General features: G+C 58.1%; 19 protein-coding genes. 14 read left to right on the top strand and 5 right to left on the bottom strand.

The annotated features are described in order from the left end of the window. Window positions 1-4 precede the first annotated feature (4 nt). The gene (locus tag L6439_RS18135; RefSeq protein ID WP_168178842.1) at window positions 5-871 is read left to right on the top strand and encodes a YitT family protein; all 867 of its coding nucleotides are present in this window, start codon (window positions 5-7) and stop codon (window positions 869-871) included. A 63-nt stretch (window positions 872-934) separates the two neighbouring features. Here L6439_RS18135 and L6439_RS18130 read toward each other — a convergent pair whose 3' ends face one another. Further along, window positions 935-1,450, bottom strand: coding sequence for a helix-turn-helix domain-containing protein (locus L6439_RS18130; protein WP_168178841.1), 516 nt, complete (start codon window positions 1,448-1,450; stop codon window positions 935-937). Between the two features lie 384 nt (window positions 1,451-1,834). Here L6439_RS18130 and L6439_RS18125 point away from each other — a divergent pair, with 384 nt between their 5' ends. Continuing rightward, window positions 1,835-2,041, top strand: a complete 207-nt coding sequence (locus tag L6439_RS18125) for an exonuclease (RefSeq protein ID WP_168178840.1) — start codon at window positions 1,835-1,837, stop codon at window positions 2,039-2,041. Between the two features lie 120 nt (window positions 2,042-2,161). On the opposite strand, the gene L6439_RS18120 is transcribed toward L6439_RS18125, so the two are convergent. Further along, window positions 2,162-3,037, bottom strand: a complete 876-nt coding sequence (locus L6439_RS18120; protein WP_168178839.1) for a helix-turn-helix transcriptional regulator — start codon at window positions 3,035-3,037, stop codon at window positions 2,162-2,164. A 162-nt stretch (window positions 3,038-3,199) separates the two neighbouring features. Here L6439_RS18120 and L6439_RS18115 point away from each other — a divergent pair, with 162 nt between their 5' ends. From L6439_RS18115 to abc-f, 11 genes are all read left to right on the top strand, one after another. Then, window positions 3,200-4,582 (top strand): MATE family efflux transporter, encoded by a 1,383-nt coding sequence (locus L6439_RS18115; RefSeq protein ID WP_168178838.1) that lies wholly within the window; start codon window positions 3,200-3,202, stop codon window positions 4,580-4,582. A gap of 184 nt (window positions 4,583-4,766) precedes the next feature. Beyond that, window positions 4,767-5,324 carry a GNAT family N-acetyltransferase gene (locus L6439_RS18110; RefSeq protein WP_213468075.1) on the top strand — a complete coding sequence of 186 codons (558 nt, stop codon included), beginning with the start codon at window positions 4,767-4,769 and terminating at the stop codon, window positions 5,322-5,324. Continuing rightward, the gene (locus L6439_RS18105; protein WP_168178836.1) at window positions 5,321-5,782 is read left to right on the top strand and encodes a GNAT family N-acetyltransferase; all 462 of its coding nucleotides are present in this window, start codon (window positions 5,321-5,323) and stop codon (window positions 5,780-5,782) included. The genes L6439_RS18110 and L6439_RS18105 overlap by 4 nt, the downstream gene beginning before the upstream one ends. Further along, window positions 5,751-6,017, top strand: coding sequence for a hypothetical protein (locus L6439_RS18100; protein WP_213468076.1), 267 nt, complete (start codon window positions 5,751-5,753; stop codon window positions 6,015-6,017). Before L6439_RS18105 ends, L6439_RS18100 begins: the two co-directional genes overlap by 32 nt. Beyond that, complete coding sequence (locus tag L6439_RS18095; protein WP_213468077.1) at window positions 5,954-6,937, top strand: phosphotransferase enzyme family protein; 984 nt, start codon at window positions 5,954-5,956, stop codon at window positions 6,935-6,937. Before L6439_RS18100 ends, L6439_RS18095 begins: the two co-directional genes overlap by 64 nt. Window positions 6,938-7,378: 441 nt before the next feature. Continuing rightward, window positions 7,379-7,663, top strand: a complete 285-nt coding sequence (locus L6439_RS18090; RefSeq protein ID WP_213468078.1) for a hypothetical protein — start codon at window positions 7,379-7,381, stop codon at window positions 7,661-7,663. A 2-nt stretch (window positions 7,664-7,665) separates the two neighbouring features. Then, window positions 7,666-7,851 (top strand): hypothetical protein, encoded by a 186-nt coding sequence (locus tag L6439_RS18085; protein ID WP_213468079.1) that lies wholly within the window; start codon window positions 7,666-7,668, stop codon window positions 7,849-7,851. A gap of 42 nt (window positions 7,852-7,893) precedes the next feature. Then, a complete protein-coding gene (locus tag L6439_RS18080) occupies window positions 7,894-8,208 on the top strand; it encodes a hypothetical protein (protein ID WP_168178832.1) in 315 nt (104 codons plus the stop codon). Window positions 8,209-8,410: 202 nt separating this feature from the next. Then, entirely contained in the window at window positions 8,411-9,535 is a 1,125-nt protein-coding gene (locus tag L6439_RS18075; RefSeq protein ID WP_213468080.1) for a MerR family transcriptional regulator, read from the top strand. A gap of 176 nt (window positions 9,536-9,711) precedes the next feature. Beyond that, window positions 9,712-9,864, top strand: coding sequence for an RAxF-45 family protein (locus L6439_RS18070; protein ID WP_213468081.1), 153 nt, complete (start codon window positions 9,712-9,714; stop codon window positions 9,862-9,864). Between the two features lie 94 nt (window positions 9,865-9,958). Further along, window positions 9,959-11,890, top strand: coding sequence for a ribosomal protection-like ABC-F family protein (abc-f, locus tag L6439_RS18065; protein ID WP_213468082.1), 1,932 nt, complete (start codon window positions 9,959-9,961; stop codon window positions 11,888-11,890). A 71-nt stretch (window positions 11,891-11,961) separates the two neighbouring features. Here the strand turns inward: abc-f and L6439_RS18060 are convergent, their stop codons facing one another. Continuing rightward, window positions 11,962-12,420: a DinB family protein gene (locus L6439_RS18060; RefSeq protein WP_168178828.1), complete on the bottom strand. Its 459-nt coding sequence runs from the start codon at window positions 12,418-12,420 to the stop codon at window positions 11,962-11,964. Window positions 12,421-12,594: 174 nt separating this feature from the next. Between L6439_RS18060 and L6439_RS18055 the strand changes: the two genes are divergently transcribed. After that, on the top strand, window positions 12,595-13,419 hold the full coding sequence (locus tag L6439_RS18055; protein ID WP_213468083.1) for a helix-turn-helix domain-containing protein: 825 nt from the start codon (window positions 12,595-12,597) through the stop codon (window positions 13,417-13,419). A gap of 535 nt (window positions 13,420-13,954) precedes the next feature. Here the strand turns inward: L6439_RS18055 and L6439_RS18050 are convergent. Together L6439_RS18050 and L6439_RS18045 are read right to left on the bottom strand one after the other, a co-directional pair. Next, window positions 13,955-14,833: an amidohydrolase family protein gene (locus tag L6439_RS18050; protein ID WP_213468084.1), complete on the bottom strand. Its 879-nt coding sequence runs from the start codon at window positions 14,831-14,833 to the stop codon at window positions 13,955-13,957. Beyond that, the gene (locus L6439_RS18045; RefSeq protein ID WP_213468085.1) at window positions 14,820-17,936 is read right to left on the bottom strand and encodes a GNAT family N-acetyltransferase; all 3,117 of its coding nucleotides are present in this window, start codon (window positions 17,934-17,936) and stop codon (window positions 14,820-14,822) included. Before L6439_RS18045 ends, L6439_RS18050 begins: the two co-directional genes overlap by 14 nt. Window positions 17,937-18,062 lie beyond the last annotated feature (126 nt).

Genomic DNA, 18,062 nt, shown 5'->3' with positions numbered 1-18,062 from the left:
ATTTATGGCTCGCACTCATAAGAAAACAAAGCTGCTGGATATTATCAAACGGGTTGTATTTATTACGATAGGCGCTGTCTTGATGGGCGTATCGCTGGAGCTGTTTCTGGTGCCGAACAGCATTATCGACGGGGGAATCGCCGGGATATCGATCATTTTGTCCAAGACGACCTCGCTCAAGCTCGGAATATTCCTGTTCCTGCTTAATGTGCCGTTCCTGATGCTTGGGTACAGGCAGATCGGCAAGACATTCTGCTTTTCCACCCTGTACGGCATCGCCGTCATGTCGTTGACGACCGCATTTCTTCACGATGTGAATGCGTTCACCAATGAGAAGCTCCTTGCCGTGATGTTCGGCGGCATTATGCTCGGAGCGGGCGTCGGTCTCGTCATCCGCTTCGGCGGATCGCTAGACGGAACGGAGATTGTCTCGATTCTGGTATCCAAAAAAGTCAACATTCCCGTCGGCCAGCTAATCATGATCATCAACGTCTTTATTTTCATCGTCGCCGGCTTCGTATTCGGATGGGATTCGGCGATGTACTCCATCTTCACGTACTATATTGCCTTCAAAATGATCGATATCGTCGTCGAAGGTCTGAACGAATCCAAGTCGGCCACGATCATTTCGTCGGAGTACGAAGAAATATCGCAGGCCATTATCGATCGGCTTGGCCGCAACACGACATTCATCTACGCCCAAGGCGGCTATATGCGCGAGGATACGCAAATGATCTATTGCGTGCTCACGCGTCTGGAAGTGGCGAAGCTGAAGGCGATTGTGCAGGATATCGATCCGAAGGCCTTCATCGCGATCGAGACCGTATCGGACGTGCTGGGCGGCAATTTCAGCAAGGCGAATATTCATTAAAAGAAGCGGCCCTTCCCGGACGAACCCGGGAGGGCCGCCGCCGCATTCGGGCAAGACCGCATCTTAGCGTTCCTCTTCCTCCGGCGCATCGGAAGCGGGGCGCCGTCCGGGGAACAGCACCTCCAGCATGGCAAGAGTCCGCTTGAGATCCTCACGGCTCAAGGGCTGTCCGAAATAATGGACAGGAACGGTGCCGTTCAACACCTCCGTTAATTCGTAGAACGGCTTTTTCTCCTTGACGCCGCGGGGCGCAAGGTTGTTCCCGCCCGGACGGTAGTTCCAGCCTGCGTCCTCCGTCCCGTCCGCCTGCATCGCCGCCCCGTTCTCGTGGCCGGGAATCGAGAGGCCTTCCTCGAACTCCATATATCCGGCGGCGCCCATCAGCCACTCATAGGGTACGGAGTAGACGTGAGCCAGCTTTTTCAACGTGTCGGGCGTCGGCTTGCGTTCCTTGCCTGTCCGCGGGTCGCGTCCCTTTTCCAGACTGCTCAGATAGGTATGGCTGACTCCGGATTCACGTTCAATCTCCCGCAGCGATCGCTTTCCCCGAAGCTCCTTCAATATCTTTCCGATAGTCAACGGCCAGACCTCCTTTTTCTCGTTTTTTCGCGATTCATGACTTGCAAACAGCATACCATTGCGGTATATTATTGGCAAGCGACGCTATCCCTGGATACCATGCGTATGGAGATAAGATTCTGTCTCTCTCTGTTGCCGGATAAATACTTCAGTCTTGGAACGGTCCGCGGCAGAGGCAGGAGTCTCGTCATGGGGAGACGGATAACGAAGGGTTGGGCAGGCAAGATTGCGTGGCCGCCGGGAGAGGAGGGAGATGCCCATAGCGCGGCGAAGAACGATCAGCAGAATAGTGCTATTCATGGATAGCAATCTTGGCACAAACACCTTGATAAAGAACGCAAAAGCGAAGAGCGTCAAAAAGATTGAAGAAGGTGGGGAAGAGAGATGAACATTCATCACTTGGTGCAATGCAGCCAGCTCAAGACGGGATTGCTGGAGATCGCCTGCCTGCTGGACGACGACGATCAGTATACGAGACCGATGGCCGTCCGGGATCTGAAGAAGCTGATCGAGCAGGCCATGCTGCTGGAGAATGCATGTCAGGAAGAACGGTGTCCGGTATGCCATCGCATCTATGAATGCGGGCACTGAAGCGGGCCCGGACGGAACGGGGCGGCCCGGGCAAGCGGGGCCGGAGGGCTTGGGCAGACGCGGGGCTCCGCAGCGGCGGCCCGCTCGCAGACGGGCCGCCCGTCTGCGGGAGCCGGCTCCTTAATGGCAGAAAAACTGCTGCCGGTATGCGCGCGGCGACATTCCTTCATAGCGGGAGAAGCAAGCGGCGAAGTAAGCCGCTTGACGGAAGCCGACCTCTTCCGCGATGCGCGAGATCGGAAGATCCGTCTGGTGCAGCAGCAGCTTCGCCTGCTCGATGCGGTAGCGCGTCAAATATTCGATCGGCGAGCAGCCGAACTGCTTCTGCATGCACCGGGCGATATAGACCGGGTGGAAGTTCAGGCTGTCGCCAAGCGATTGGGCCTTGATATCGTCCCGGTAATGGCGACGCAAGTATGCGGCTGCCCGCTCCGCGCATGCGGCGGCGGGAGACAGGTCGTTCTGTTCCGCCGATACCGACAGGAGATGGAACAGCTGCTGGAACAGCATCTGCTCCTTCCAGGGGGTATTCGGCTCGGGTATCCCCTCCTGCAGCTCCTGGAGCTGAAGCAGGGCCTCCCGCAGCCGTTCCGGCTGGAGCGGCTTGCCGAACTGCGGCAAGGTCAGGAGGAACGGTCGCGGAGCGAAAGGAGAGGCCACAGCCGCTTCACTGTCGAAGGCGGTGGAGTGCGGCATGTCCTCAAGAGCCTCCCACGCTCCTTCCGTCTGGAAATGCAGCCAGAAGTAAGTTGTCGCTTCCATGCATTCCTTCGTCGCCCCGTGGGTCCGATCCGGCCGCAAAATAAGGACATGATCCGGACGGACCGCATATTCCCGCTCCTCCTCATACATATAAAGACAGCCTCCGGTCACGAACAGCAGATCGAACACTTCGATATTCCGGCGGCTGGCATGCTTTTGACCGGCTTCCATCGTGCCGGAACCGCTGTGAATGTAGTAGGGCAATGGCGGCAAGGTGAACTGCAGCGCTTTCATTGGAAGAGCCTCCTTTTTCCGAATTGAACAGGTTGGCATCTTGATAGTTCAAGTTGATATTGTGACACATCAAGATGAGTATACCATCTATAATGATTACGTTCTATCCGTCGTTGCACAAGGATATACAGCCACATCAAGAGGATAACGGAGGTTTCATTTGTGAAAAGAGAACAGAATCGGTATGCCCTGGGAGTGCTGGCATGGCCGATTTTTATAGAATTGTTCCTGCAGTTTTTGCTGGGGGCGGCGGATACGCTGATGGTGAGCCGCATCTCGGATGATGCGGTCGCGGTTGTCGGCTTCTCCAACCAGCTGTTCCAGGCGCTGACGACCCTCTTCATGACGGTGGCGAGCGGGGCCGGCATCCTGATCGCGCAGAAGCTCGGTTCGCGGAAGGAAGAGGAGGCGCGTTCCGTGGCCGTTATGGCGGTAAGCGCGAGCGCGCTGATCGGGCTCGCGCTCAGCTTCGTGCTCTACGCGAAGCCGCGCGCGATCGCGGCGGTGCTCCAGCTTCCGGACAGCCTGCTGCCGTTGGCGGACACTTATATTTCGATTGTCGGCGGCGGCATGGTGCTGACGGCGCTCACGTCCACCCTCAGCACGGTTATCCGAAATACCGGCAATACGAAGGGGCCGATGATCATCGCCATCGGGATGAACGTCATCCATGTCGCCATGAACTACGGCTTCATCTTCGGCGCCTTCGGCTTCCCGCAGTGGGGGCTGACCGGGGTCGCCCTGTCGACCGTCATCAGCCGGCTGCTCGCGACGGCGGTGCTGGCTTATGTATTCGTCCAGTCGTTCGGGCATCGCATCCGCCTGCGGGAGATGCTCGGCTTCGACGGGGCGCGCTTCAAGGAGATCCTGTATATTGGCTGGCCGCTCGGCGTCAACATGTCCTGCTGGGTTTTCTCCCAGCTCGTCATCTTCGCCTTCATCGCGATGCTGGGGCCGCAGGAGCTGGCGGCGCGGACGTACATGAACACGCTGGAATCGTTCTGCTTCCTGCTCGGATCCTCGATCGCGATGGCGCTGCAGATTCAGGTTGCCCATCTGTTCGGAGCGGGGCGCATGGAGGAGGCCTACAGAGGGGCCTACCGCGCCCTTCTGTACGGCCTGCCGCTCGTCACGGTCAATGCGCTCGTGCTGCTGTTCGCGGGCCGGGCGCTGCTGGGGCTGTTCACGGCCGATCCGGAGATCGTGGCGCTCGGCGTCTCGCTGCTCGGGCTCAATCTGCTGCTGCAGCCCGGCAAAATGCTGAACATGGCGATGGGCAACGCCCTCAATGCGGTCGGCGATACCCGGTTCGTCATGCTGACGGCCGTGTTCTCGATGTGGCTGGTCGCCACAGGCTTGTCCTACCTGACAGGCATCCATTGGGGCTGGGGGCTCGTCGGCATCTACGCCTGCATGATCGCGGACGAATACATTCGCGGCATCCTCGTCCTGCTCCGCTGGAAGGGGCGTCTGTTCCTGAAGCGGGCCGAAGCGGCCGAAGCCGGCCAACCTCCGCTTCCGCGTACACAGGCGGCCAAAGTGTAAGGCCGATCCCGGAGCGCACGGGCGAGGGGGAAGGAATCTTGAGATCAAGGAAGAGAGAGGCGCCAAGGCGTCTCTTTTTTATTTCCAGCTTTCCGTGACGCCAAGAACTGGTATAATTACGGCATAGCCGGTTGGGACGCCATGGCACGCTGCCCGCCGGTACGAACGAAGAGGAGACCGGAGCATGATTCGAGAAGCGACTGAACAGGACTTGCCTTCCATATTGGACATTTACAACGATGCGATAATCCATTCTACCGCGGTCTATTCCTATGAGCCGCATACGCTGGAGCAGCGGATGGAGTGGTACCGGCAGAAGCGGCGGGACAACCTTCCCGTGCTGGTCTATGAGGCGGAGAACCGGGTGATGGGCTTCGCCACCTTCGGCCCTTTCCGGGCTTGGCCAGCCTATCAATACACCGTTGAGCATTCGGTCTATGTGCATAACGAATGCCGCCACTTGGGGATCGGTTCCGGGCTGTTGCGGGAAATGATCCGCATCGCGGGGGAACGCGGTTACAAGACGCTCGTCGCCGGCATCGACGAGTCGAACCGGGGCAGCATTTCCCTGCATGAGAAGCTGGGCTTTACGTATGCCGGGACGATTCGCAATGCCGGCTATAAATTCAATCAGTGGCTGAACCTGTGCTTCTATCAATACGAGCTGCCGGGACCGGAGCAACCGAGGGAGCAAGGCGGCTTGGACAGAAGAAATGAACAACCGAAAGGGGATTTTCTATGAACATTTATCTCCAGCCGATCACGGCCGGCAACTGGAAGGAATGCATTGCATTGGAGGTGGCCCCGGGACAAGAAGACTTCATCGCGTCGAACCTGTATTCGATCGCCGAGGCGCAGTTTTTGGACGGATTTCAATGCAAGGGCATCTATCTGGACGATCGCATGATCGGATTCGCCATGTATGGCATCGATCCGGATGACGGGAAGTATTGGATCTACCGCTTCATGGTGGATGCTTCTTATCAGGGGCAAGGATACGGCAAGCGGGCCATGCAGCTTGTGCTGGATGAGATCGGAGCGCAGCCGGACCGGACGGAGCATTGCATGCTCGGCTATGATCCGAAGAACGAAGCGGCCCGGCGGCTGTATGCTTCGGCCGGCTTCGTCGAGACCGGCATCGCCCCTTGGGGCGAGATGGTGGCGAAGTATGACTTTTCCGAGCCGGCCAGGTCTCGCTGACGTACAGGAAATAGTTGGAACACGAATAGAGCTGCAGATTGAAGCGCCGCTGTCCATCGCGATCGGCTCGAATGGACAGGAAGAGAAGATTGAACTGACTGATGAGCAAGCAGGAATAGCGGCGGCCATGCCGCAGACGGCCTGCATGCGCAGAAAGGGAGAGACGAAAAAGTGGGCCATCAAGCCATCGCTGCCGATGCATTGTCGCATTACGAGATACAATCGCCAATTATAACATTCATACGGCATAATGAAAATTTGACGTACAAGATTACCGATGAGTCGGGCTCATCTTATCTGCTCCGGGTTCATAAGCCGGTCCACGCCGGGCTTCACGGCCTGCAGCATACCAAGGCGGGTCTGACCGGGGAGATGGAGCTGCTGCAGGCGCTGGGAGAGAATACCGCCTTGAATGTGCAGATGCCGGTCCGCAACCGCGAAGGAGAATTCGTCACCCGGATCTCGGACGGGGATGGCTTCCTCCACTGTACGATGCTGCATTGGCTGGAAGGGCGGGACTCGCAGCCGGATGACTTCGCATCGAGGGAAGCCGCGCTCCGCTACGGGCGGCAGGTCGGCATGCTGCACCGGTTTACGAGCGGATACACGCCGGATCCGGCCCCGAACAGACCGGCCTATGCCGGTATCGGGGAGAATGAGGCCATGCTGGAGCGGCTGACCTATGGCCGGGAGCACGGCATTTTTGCGCCGGGCGATTTCGCCCTGATGAGCGAGGCCTTCCAACGGATTAACGAGCGGCTTCGGCGCTACGAGCCGGAGCCCGGCACATGGGGCATCATCCATGCCGACATCAACCGGGCCAATGTTATTGTAACCGCTCGGGGCTTCACCTTGATTGATTATTGTCTGTACGGCCACGGTTATTTTTTGTATGATGCGGCCGGCGGCGCGCTCAGCGTCCCGTCCGAGCGGCGGACGGAATTCATGGAAGGCTATGCGGCCGAATTCTCATCGGTGCGCAGCGATTCGATGAAGCTGCTCGAAGGCTTCATGCTGCTGAATATTTTCGGATATTATTCCTTCCATATGATGAACACCGCGGTTCATCCTTGGATGCGGGAGCGTCTGCCTTCCTTTTGCGCCGATAAGGTGGTTCCGTTTCTGGAAGACAAGCCGATCTTTCATTTATTGTAACCTGACGACGCTCCGCAGCCGTCCCGACCTGTCGGGGCGGCTTTTTTCGTAAGAGCGAATTTCGGGAAAAAACTCCGTTTCTGTCTGCATTTGTAGAAGCATGTCAAGTTTTTTCTGGTATAATGTTGAAAAAGAAGTTTCTTCCTTTCTCTTTTTTTGTATCTGGCATCATATCGGCGCTAGGTGACGAGAGAGGAGATGAGACGACTGCAGGCGGGGATGCGGGGATCTTTTGCACCCGAGCGTTGGCACGAGCTGGCGGGCGGCCCGATTAACGGTATGGAGGTCTGGCATGCCGCGTGACGAGCAGGAAGTGCAGGCGGTTCGGGAATGCCGCGCCCTTCATCCGCTTCAATACGGTGAGCATGGACTTATCCTCGACTCCCTTGATTGCACTGTGCCGAATCTGAATGCGTCTGCCCGCAAGAGCGGGCGAAGGCGATGGCGCGGACTATATTTTATTCCCTTACCCTTTCTTGCCGCCGTTCCCGGCGCAATGGCGACGGCCGTTACGGAGACGCCTTGGGGTATTTGGAAGCGTTGGCAAGCCGCAATCCCCCGTTCCATGTGACCTTCGAGCATCGGGCGGAACTGGCGGGCCAGGAGGAACTGGACGCGATCTATGAACGGGCCGCGATATCGCTGTCGCGTGCGGCGGGGCATACCGACACCCCTTGTCGGAATATACTGCGAGTAGAAAGAACCCTTTCGGAGGGAGGTGGCTGAATATGAGATCGGTCCGGAGTTTGCTGGCGGTTGTGTTGAATCTGATCGGGGAGCTATGGGTCGGCCCTTTTCGCAGGAGCGGTTATTATGACAAGCAGACAGCGCATCTGAGCAGGCCTGCCTACGTGGTATTTTTGCTCGCCGTGGGGCTGTCGCTTATTGGGGTTGCGCTGCTGTATGCGCCGTAACCTGGGATGGATATAAACATTATGGACAGGGAGAATTAATCTATGTGGGCGACCAATGCAAGTTGGGTATGGCTAATCTTTTATTCGGTGTTCGGGATTAGTCTGGCGGCGAGTGCTTTCAGTCTGATCATCCGCAGACGGGTTGGCATATCTTTGGTGCATATCGTCATTTTAGTGACGGGATTTACGGTGTTTTTTCTGAATGCCATGGGCCGAAGCGAAGGCATGACGGAACTGCACTATTTCTGGTATGGTTTGAGGGAAGGCGCATTATGGGCAATCTATGTGCTGATCAGCGCCCTTTTCTCCATCTATTGGTGGTATGGATTCATCTCCTCCTATCGGGACAAGGGGTAGCGAGCGTCCGGACCTGAACCGATCGCCGCAGGTGCTCCAGGGAGAAGGCCCGGTCTGATGGGTATACATAACGGCATCGGGATAGGTTAGGCAGAGGCGCCACTCGGTCTGAAGCGGCAAATGGAATGCTAGCGCAGTCTTGACCCTCACACCATGTTATACTTTATGATCAGGTTACCGGCCGGTGAAAGGGGTTCATCAGATGCGCATCAGTGAACTGTCGCGCTTAACGGGAGTCAGCATCCGTTCCTTGCGATATTACGAAGACAAAGGGCTGCTTGCTCCCTCGCGCACCGATAGCGGATATCGGGTATACGGGGAGGAAGACGTTGAACGCGTGCGGCAGATTCAGTTCTATTTGCATATGGGAGTTCATACGGAGGAATTGGCCAGCTTGTTTCAGCGATGCGCCGGCTTTCCCGGCAATGGGGAACCGGCATGCGCGGAGGAAGCGATCGCTTTTTATGAGCGCAAGCTTCGCGATATCCGCCGACAGAAGCGTCTTTTGGAGCAGGCGGAGCAGGACATCTGCGGCATGCTGGAGCATTGGACCTCCGCTCGGAATGTCCCTGTTGGACGGAGGGGAACAGAGCCTATGTTGAGGCTGGATCATGTGACTTTAGCTGTTCGCGACCTGGACGCGGCTGTAGAACAGATAAGCAGGAGGACCGGAGCGCGGTTTGCGAGGCCGGTGGAGGCATTTCCCGGCGCGCAGGCGCAGGTTGCCTATTTCGGCGCCGGATTTTTAGAGGTGATCGCGATAGCGGAGCCGGACAAGCTGCGGGCAACGCCGTTGGGACGAGCTTTTGCGGCGTTCGCCGAGAGCCGGGAAGGCATTTTTGGGGTGGCGCTGGAGATCACTGGCGGCATGACCGCCTTCGTCGAGGAAGCGAAGAAGCGAGGCGCCGCTTACGTGGGGCCTTGGCAGCAGCAAGCGCCATTGGAGGACGGCTCGTGCATTCCATTCGGCACGGCCTTCCTTCGTTACGATATGCCGTGGCTGATTGAATATGAACGGTCCCGGACCTGGGACAGCCCGCTGCGGTTATGCGGTGTCGATGTGGCCGCAACTGATCCGCTTGCCCAGGCGGGCCAATACCGTCAGGCATACCGGCTGGCGGAGCCTGCCAGCATCGGAGCGTACGCCTATGAATGGGAGCTTGATCGTGGGAAGATTCGGCTGCTTCCCCGGGAAAAGGGACAGCCGGCCGGCTTCGCGGCGGTCTTGATCGGGGATGCGGAGCGGGAATACCGGATTGGATTCACACCGGAATCCGGCATGGAGATTGCCGTATCCCCCTGGGCTGAACTGGCTGACGTGGATTGACGTGGGCTGACGCGGGCTAGCGTGGGCTGATACATTGACGATGCTGCGGGACGCGGACCGGCGGAACCCGGCGGCAGGTGTTCGCCGGACGATGTTTGACTGCAACGGCGTCTTCGGGTATAATTTGGAATAATTACGCTCTCATCGCAGAGCATGAACAGGAGGTGAGGCAGGAGATGAACCGCAGTGTTTCAACGATGCGCATTAGCCAATTGCCTATGGCATTATTTGGCATTACCCATGATGAAGTGGTCAACGGGATAAGTGTGTCCATTTTTGCGAATACGAATGTGACGAATTGGCGTGAAGACTCTCCTGCCTTGACCTGAACGGGTATTGACTTTAAGGCTGCGGGGATGTTTCCCTGCAGTCTTTTTTTGTTCCGGTCCGGGAAGGGAGCGCGCCCGGAGGAGGACGTTGACCATGGTTATACAATTGTGGCATGTGAAGAAATATTATGGGGCCGAGCTGGTGCTCTCTGATGTGTCTTTTGAGATTGGGGAGGCGGAGAAGGTCGGCCTGATCGGACGGAACGGCACGGGCAAGACGACGATACTGCGGCTGCTGGACAGAGCATCGGCTCCTGACGAGGGAGAACTGTTCATCCGCAAAGGCGCGACGGTCGGCCTGCTCGCCCAGGTGCCGTCGGCCGGAGACGGAGCGACCGTCTATGATGTGCTGGCCGAAGGCTATGAACAGGTGCGGCGCTGGGAATGCGAGATGAAGGAGATGGAGGCGAAGATGGCCGATCCTTCCGTCTGCACGGACGAACGGGCCATGCAGCTCCTGCTGAACCAGTACGGACAGCTTATGGAGACGTTCGAGCAAGCGGGGGGCTATGAGATGGAGGCTTCGATTCGGCGGGTAGCCGCAGGCATGGGCATTGCTGCCGGGCAGTTCGAGCGGCCGTTCGCCTCGCTGTCTGGCGGGGAGAAGACGAAGGTCGGCCTCGCGGCTCTGCTGCTGAAGCGGCCGGATATCCTGCTGCTCGACGAGCCGACGAACCATCTCGATATGGGGGCGATCGAATGGCTGGAGTCGTTCCTCGGTTCCTATCCCGGCGTCGTGGTCGTCGTGTCCCATGACCGGTATTTCCTCGATCGGGTCGTCGGCAAAATCATCGAGATCGAAGACGGCGAAGCCTTTGTCTATCATACGAATTATTCCGGTTACCAGAAGGAAAAAGAGGAGCGTCTGCTGCAGCAATTCGCCGATTATCAGGAGCAGCAGAAAAAGATCAAGAAGATGCAGGAGACGATCAAGCAGCTTATCGAATGGGGCAATCGCGCCAATCCGCCGAATCCCGGCTTCCACCGCCGGGCGGCCTCGATGCAGAAGGCGCTGGACCGCATGGTCAAGATTAAGCGCCCGATTCTGGAACGGCGCGCGATGGACCTGACGCTGACGCAGGAGGACCGCTCCGGCAAGCAGGTGATCATGCTGGATCGCGTCTCCAAATCGTTCGGCGAGCGGAAGCTGCTGCGCACGGCAAACGCGCTGCTGCTGTATGGCGAGCGCGTCGCCTTGATGGGCGGCAACGGCGCGGGCAAAAGCACGCTGATGAAGATGATTATCGGCGAGATTCCTTACGACGGGGGCGAGGTCCGGCTTGGATCCCGCGTGGACATCGGCTATCTGGCCCAGGAGGAAGCCCCGCCGGCCGACGATTCCACCGTGCTGCGCTATTTTTGCGATGCCTTGGCGATGGAAGAAGGGGAAGCGAGGGGCGAGCTGGCCCGCTTCCTGTTCTACGGCTCCGACGTGTTCAAGCGGGTGTCCCAGTTGTCCGGCGGCGAATGGAGCCGGCTGCGCCTGGCGCTGCTGATGTACCGGAAGCCGAACCTGCTGCTCCTCGACGAGCCGACCAACCACTTGGATATCGACTCGCGGGAGGCGCTGGAGGAAGCCCTGGATTCGTTCCCCGGCACGCTGCTTGTCATCTCGCATGACCGCTACTTCATGAATCGCGTCGTGCAGAAGCTGTGGCTGCTGGAGCAGGCGGAGCTGACCGTTCATCTCGGCAACTACGAGGAATGCCGGGAGAAGCTGCAGGCGCTGCTGCAGCGCTCCGCTGCGCAGGCGATCCCGGCAGAGCCGGCGCAGCCGCAGGTTAATCCTGTGCAGGCGGAACCGAAGGCAGGCTCCAAGCCTCCCAAGCCGGCGAGACAATGGGAGGAAGAGATTGCGGCAGCAGAGGAACGGCTGCGACTGCTGGAGGAGGAGATGGCCCGGCTGTCCGCGAGCCCGGCCGAGGAGGCGGAATGGCCCAAGCTGCTGAATGAGCAGTCCCGGCTGCGGCAGGAGATGGATGAGCTGTACCGCGAGTGGATGGAAGCGGAAGAATCGTTAGACTAAGCAAAAAGGAAGGATATCGGGCAAATTGCAGAGCGGCTGCTCTCTCTTGCCCCGATATCCTTCCTTGTTTTTTACAGCGGAAATGGCAGTTCCTGCACCCCAAGCATCCGGGCGTATACGAAGAGCTGTCCTTTGTGATGAATCTCGTGATCGATCACGAGCCGGACGAGCTTGCTGCGCGGCCCGTCCAGATTCGGGAAGGGCGAATGGTAGACCGTCTCCAGATCTTCCCCGGTCAAGGCATGGAATATCCCGGTCGTGCTCGCGGTCCACTCTTGCACGATGCGGCGCACTTCTTTCATCGATGCGCATCCGACGGTCGGCGGCATCCCGATCTGTCCCTCTCCCGTCTTGGCCAGCCTGATGAACATATCGGCGGAAGCGCCGATATGCTGAGCGAGTTCGCTTACCGTCATCGCCCCGTCCCACGGAGCGAAGCTGGTGTGATGATCCGGAATGGCCAGCAACAGCTTTTCCAGGATTGCCCGCTGCTTCAGCCACGCCTCCAGCAATGCTTCCTTCTGCTGCATACTTTTTCATCCTCCATAACCATTGGATTGCGGTAGATTCTATCACTTGCTAACATGGGTACTATAACAGAATCGCATGGATTGCTATTGTAAAAATGCGACAAACCACCACAACGACAACCAAAAACGCGATGCGTGAATACGTGTCTGTATCTTGCAACGGGAGCGTGAACGATGGATACGAAGCCCCACCGCGAGCCGGACATCAGAGGCATGCTATATGCCGCAGCCGGCGAACAGAAGTTTCGCATTACCCGCCATCTGCCAGCGCCTGATCTTCAACATTTCATCAAGCACTATTGGATGATTGCCTGGGATTTGCGTGGACAGCCGCCCTATGTGCAGGAGGTGCTTCAGCATCCAGGGGTAAATCTGGTGTTCGAGCGGGACAACACGGCTGTGTACGGCATTGTGAGCGGAAGATCCCAGCGGGTGCTGGAAGGACAGGGACAGGTAGCCGGCGTGCTCTTTCAGCCAGGAGGCTTCTACCCCCTATACCGCGAGCCAATGTCCCGCCTCGCCGGACGAACCCTGCCCTTCCGCGACGTGTTCGGGATCGGCAGCGGCCCGATGGAGCAAGCGTTGTTCGCGCTAGCGGACGGGGAGGCGAGGAGCCGAATCATTGACGGGTTCCTGCGCGAGCGGCTGCCGGAAGCGGATGACAACGTGAAGCTCGTCAACCGGATCGTGGAGACGGTCGTGGACAGCCGGGACATTACCCGCGTCCAGGAGCTGGCGGACCGCTTCTCGCTTCATACGCGCTCGCTGCAGCGCTTGTTCCTGCACTATGTCGGCGTCTCGCCGAAATGGGTCATCCAGCGCAGCCGCATTCATGAAGCAGCGGGGATGGCAGCCGCCGGCGCCGTGCCGGATTGGGCTGCCCTGGCGGCGGATCTGGGCTATCACGATCAGGCCCATTTCATCAAGGACTTCAAGGCCTTCGTCGGCGTGTCGCCCGAGGAATACGCCAGGAAGCTCCGTCATCCGGGACAGCTATGAGCAGGAGAGATGCTATAGGTTACACAGCACAATGAGAGAGAGGGATGCAATAGCGCTACGGTGCAGGAATGAGAGCGAGAGAGGTGACACAGCTGTGCAGTATGAGAGCAAGAGGGTGAGCTAGTTATAGCATGTGGAATGAGTCGAAGACTGCCCGAGGGCAGTCTTCGTTCGTAGTCTGGCTCATCAGCGTATCTGGCATCTGGAGCTTCAGGGTCATCATCTGGTTTAACGGGAGTTCTTCTCTCGGTATGCCCAATAATACTGCAAAACTGCAGGATTTGGATGCCTGAGTCGGTGCCGGAATGGAAGTCCTGCAAAAATACAGGATTTTTAGACTTATTGATTAACAATAAGGATAATCCAGTGAAAATGATGCATCTACGCAGGAATTTCGCCGAGTTGCAGCACAAATGGCGAAAATTGCTGCAGCTACGCAGCATTTATTACATGCTCCCTCATTCCGGCTCAAGTAGTGAAGAGCCCCCTCGAAGCTGCACCGGGAGCGCGCCCTCTCCTGCTGCCTGCTCCATAACTAGCGCGGCGCATGGCCTCCTTGTTCCAGGAACGGCATAATCTTCGGAAATACGTGCAGCGCCGTCCGGTAGAACACCGCTTCGTGATGCTCCGCCGGGATGAGCTCCCGGACGAACCGGATGTAGGCCTCTACGGGAGCGAGCGGCCAGTCGGTGCCGAACAGCAGCTTCTCGTAATGATCGCAATAGGTTACGGCATGGCGCAGATGGGCGAAGAACAGCGGCGAGTCCTTGAGACGGTCGCAATTGGCGGTGTCGCCGACCATGAGGCCGGACAGATCGGCGAAGACGTTCCGGTTCTTGTAGACGACTTCCGCTCCGTCCAGCACCCACGGATCGCCGAAGTGCGCCATCATGAAGTTGACGTTCCGGTGCGTGACCGCTACCTCGTCGATCGTTAACGGATGCGAATACTTGAGGAGCCCGCGCTCCGAGTACGTATCGCCCGTATGGAACACGACCGGGACGCGATAGGCGGCGGCCAATTCATAGACCGGCTGGTAGACGCTGTCGTAGGCATAGAAGGGGTAGTACCCCAGATAAATTTTGAGGCCGACGGCTTCCGGCTTTTGCAGATCGCGCTCCAGCGCTTCGAGCTCCTGCATGCCAAGGCGATAAGGATTCACGCCCAGGCAATAGACGAGCTGGGGCGGCAGCGTCTCCGCCAGGTCGAGCCCCATCGGAGTCGAGGCTTCCTCATCCGGGAAGCCTCCCGGCTTCGTCTCGGTCAGTCCCATGCCAATGCCGAGCACGACATCGTTGTCGCGGTATTCCTTCAGAATCCCGTCGAGGCTATAATCAACGAATGATTTCTCCGCGGCGGTCGATTTGAATTCCTGGATATGGGACAGATGCATATGGGCGTCAATGATCTTCATTCGCATCGCTTCCTTTCTCGTCCGGGAACCGGATCTGTTGTAATGAAGCCATCGCTTCGAATTCGATGCCGTCAGGGGAGAACAGGAGGAACAACGGATCCGTTCGGACGCAGGCTCCGTTCGGGATGCGGCGTTCGCGCTCGTACTCCACCTGACATATCTCAGTATTGGCATAGATGAGCGGATGGCGCTCGTCCGCATCCATCAAGACATGAAGCTGCTGCTCCCGGTTGTCCGCTGCGAAGACAAGCTGCCGCGCTTCCGGCAGTTCGAGCTCCCCCTTGCCTGGGCGGAAGATGCGGCGGGAGCCGTCATGATCCTTTACAGAGATCCGCAAGCCCTCCAGCGACTCGCCTGGCTGAATGAATATGGATGTGTTCCAGTCCAGATGATCGAGGCTGAGGCCCGTATTCTGCTCGATCTCGGAGAAGGCGCACAGGACGGGCACGCGGGACAGCATCAGAAAATATTGATGCAGCTTCAAGCCTTTGTAGATGTCATGCCGGCGGATGTCCAGCGTCAGCTTCAAGCCCTGCCATTCGTTCCCGAAGCAGTCCCGGCGGGCAACGAATTCCGCCGAGCTCCTCTCCTTCAGGATCGAGAGCGGACTCAGCTCGCCGATGTCGTACATCAGACCTCCGATATACGGATTCCACCAGGAGCGCGGCCCGTGCAGCGGATAGCCGCTGGACAACCATTCCTCGCCGCCCGCTTGCAGGGAGTGAAGGCCGGGATAGAAGGAAGGGGACGCCGCCACTCGCAGCACGCCATTGTCCGCTGAATAGGCCGGTCCGGCTTGTCCTTCCTGCCGTTCGAATCGAATCGGATCGTCCGACGGCATCAGCACGACGGAGCTTCGCTTCACGTCATGCGTCGGCAGATGAACCGCCACATCGACGACATCCATGCTCTGCTGCGGGGCCGGAAGGGTGCAGCTTGTGAGTCCGGAGTCGTCGATGTCCAACTGAAGCGCGGCCGCATGGGGCTCCCGGCGCAGTTGGACCGAGATCGTTCCCTCGCTCTGCACCAACCGGTGATCCTGGATCGTCATGTTCGGATTCGAGCGGAGCACCGGATTATTTCCGTTCAGGATCAGCTCGATCGGATCGGTAAGCCGGAGATCGGAGCGGATGTCCGGCTCCTGCATCGCGAAGGCGCGGAAGCGGGTCCAGTCTGTATATCCGCCCATCGTCAGATGAAGGGGCTTCGAGACAGCCCTCTCTCCCGGCGCCAATTTTCCAAAAGAAGCTTCGAGGCTGATGCACCATCCCTCGATATGCACGCGATGCGTCTTCGGCCAGCAGATGCCGAGCGGGACGCTGCCGCGCTGGATAAATATCCACGGTTCCGTTATGTTGCTGCTCTCCCAGTAGCCGAAATCGCTGCCCGTGATATCGTTCAGCGCGATATATTTGCCGTTGTAAGGGAGGACGGCGCCTTGCAGTTCGAAGTGGGCCTGTTGGCTCACATACAGATCGGCGACAGGATGGGCGCCGGTATTCTCGGCTTCATGCCAATAGGCTACGGTTCCTTCTCCATAGATAAGGAGGTTCACGGTCAAGAAGATCGACGGGAACGATGCCGATTGATAACGCAGCGACAGTCCGACGGCGCCTTCCTCCCGAAGCGGATGTATGGATACCGGCTTCTTTTTCGAGAATTCCGTGGAGAACGGCTTGCCCAGCTTCGGGAAGCCTAAGTCGCAATAGGTTCCCATCCCGGGACATTGAAGACGGAGGCCGTTCCATTCCTTGTTGTACCTGAGCGAGAAAGGTCCGTGGAACACCTGCCACTCCTTCTCTGTCTCGCCGGCGAAGGCGGCGCCGGGTCCGCTGAAGCCGGCCCCGATCGTTCTTGTGAACGGGATGGCGCTTCCGTCGGCCAGCCGGGCCTCGGCTTCGATCTGCTGCGAATAGAAGCCATACTGGGAGACCTGATAAGGGACGGGGATGGAAGTCCGTTCCTTCGCCTCCAGGGAGATCTCGAATTCATGGCGTCCCAAGGCCAGCACCGGGCTGTCGGAGAGGGTGAAGCGAAATACAGCCGCTTCCGCAAAGTTGTTCTCGATGTCCACATAGAAGGTGCCATCTACGGCCGGGTACGCGCCCCGTCTTGGCGTCTTCCAGGCGAGCTGGGCAGGGAAGCGGGGAGCGACGCCGAGCTGGAAGAGGGCTTCCTTGCCGTTAATGCGCATCCGTGTCGTCACGCGGGGGCATGTCCGCCATACGCTTTGCTCTTCTTCGACGGGACCGACGAAGAAGCTCGCCCGGATCGTCGCTTCGCCTTCCACTTCCGCCTGATGCTCCCACTCAAATTGTATATTGCGGTCATTCTCCCCCCGCAGATCAAGTTGGAGCGGCCGGCCCGATTTGTTCACGATCCGGTACTCGATCGAATAAGAACGGCCGAAGACCGGCTTCGCCTGCTCCGCTTGGGCGCTAATGAGATAATCGTCGGTCTCGATGAGCCGAATGCCTCTTCCGGTGCGTTCGAATTCGACGCGCAGCGAGGCGCCGTTCTTTTCCCATGTATAAGCGAAGTAATCAAACCCGTTATCCTTGCGGCCATCGGGCTTAACCTCGATCTCCCGAGTCGAGTCCTCGTACCAGTCGATGTCCTCGAAATAGGCGGAGAGCGCTTCCGTATTCAAGACGGAAGGCATGAAGTTCATCAGGTGGGTCGTATCCTCCCGATCTTCCCAGAAAAAACCGCATCGCTTATACAGCGGAACGGCTTTCGTGTTGCTTTCCCATGTATACAGATCGAGGCGGGGCCAGCCTAGCCGCACCGTCGCATCCAGCGCTTCGCGGACAAGCATCTTGCCGATGCCCCGTCCGTGATAATCCGGTCTCACGTTCAGCAATCCGATGTAGAGCGCTCCGGTATCCTCGCGATACTCGAACAGGCTGCAGTAGCCGACCACGGCATCCTGCTCGATCGCAAGGTAAACTTCCAGCGCGTCCGATCCTTCTTCTTCCGTCCGGACCCGTTCCGCCGTACGTATCGTATCTCCACCGCCCCAGCCCTCTTGGCTGCGATTCCACATCTCTGCTACTCCAGCGGCATACTCCGGCTGATAGCGGACGATTGCAATCGGGTTCATTCCATGACCTCCTTGCTTTCCTGCTAGATTGGTATAATGTAACAATGCCTATATATACGGGGAATGGTAATCGAAGTTTCTCGGAAAGACAAAGAATATGAAGGAATCAATTCAATTGTAAAGCAT

The sequence above is a fragment of the Paenibacillus dendritiformis genome (assembly GCF_021654795.1).
Taxonomy (GTDB): domain Bacteria; phylum Bacillota; class Bacilli; order Paenibacillales; family Paenibacillaceae; genus Paenibacillus_B.
Note: the sequence above shows the minus strand (reverse complement) of the source record. Positions and strands in the feature narration are given on the sequence as shown.

Coding starts and splice junctions, on each gene's coding strand:
- L6439_RS18135 (WP_168178842.1), top strand. CDS start 5: ATGGCTCGCACTCATAAGAAAACAAAGCTGCTGGATATTATCAAACGG.
- L6439_RS18125 (WP_168178840.1), top strand. CDS start 1,835: ATGAACATTCATCACTTGGTGCAATGCAGCCAGCTCAAGACGGGATTG.
- L6439_RS18120 (WP_168178839.1), bottom strand. CDS start 3,037: ATGAAAGCGCTGCAGTTCACCTTGCCGCCATTGCCCTACTACATTCAC.
- L6439_RS18110 (WP_213468075.1), top strand. CDS start 4,767: ATGATTCGAGAAGCGACTGAACAGGACTTGCCTTCCATATTGGACATT.
- L6439_RS18105 (WP_168178836.1), top strand. CDS start 5,321: ATGAACATTTATCTCCAGCCGATCACGGCCGGCAACTGGAAGGAATGC.
- L6439_RS18100 (WP_213468076.1), top strand. CDS start 5,751: ATGACTTTTCCGAGCCGGCCAGGTCTCGCTGACGTACAGGAAATAGTT.
- L6439_RS18090 (WP_213468078.1), top strand. CDS start 7,379: ATGGCGCGGACTATATTTTATTCCCTTACCCTTTCTTGCCGCCGTTCC.
- L6439_RS18085 (WP_213468079.1), top strand. CDS start 7,666: ATGAGATCGGTCCGGAGTTTGCTGGCGGTTGTGTTGAATCTGATCGGG.
- L6439_RS18080 (WP_168178832.1), top strand. CDS start 7,894: ATGTGGGCGACCAATGCAAGTTGGGTATGGCTAATCTTTTATTCGGTG.
- L6439_RS18075 (WP_213468080.1), top strand. CDS start 8,411: ATGCGCATCAGTGAACTGTCGCGCTTAACGGGAGTCAGCATCCGTTCC.
- L6439_RS18070 (WP_213468081.1), top strand. CDS start 9,712: ATGAACCGCAGTGTTTCAACGATGCGCATTAGCCAATTGCCTATGGCA.
- abc-f (WP_213468082.1), top strand. CDS start 9,959: ATGGTTATACAATTGTGGCATGTGAAGAAATATTATGGGGCCGAGCTG.
- L6439_RS18060 (WP_168178828.1), bottom strand. CDS start 12,420: ATGCAGCAGAAGGAAGCATTGCTGGAGGCGTGGCTGAAGCAGCGGGCA.
- L6439_RS18055 (WP_213468083.1), top strand. CDS start 12,595: ATGGATACGAAGCCCCACCGCGAGCCGGACATCAGAGGCATGCTATAT.
- L6439_RS18050 (WP_213468084.1), bottom strand. CDS start 14,833: ATGAAGATCATTGACGCCCATATGCATCTGTCCCATATCCAGGAATTC.
- L6439_RS18045 (WP_213468085.1), bottom strand. CDS start 17,936: ATGAACCCGATTGCAATCGTCCGCTATCAGCCGGAGTATGCCGCTGGA.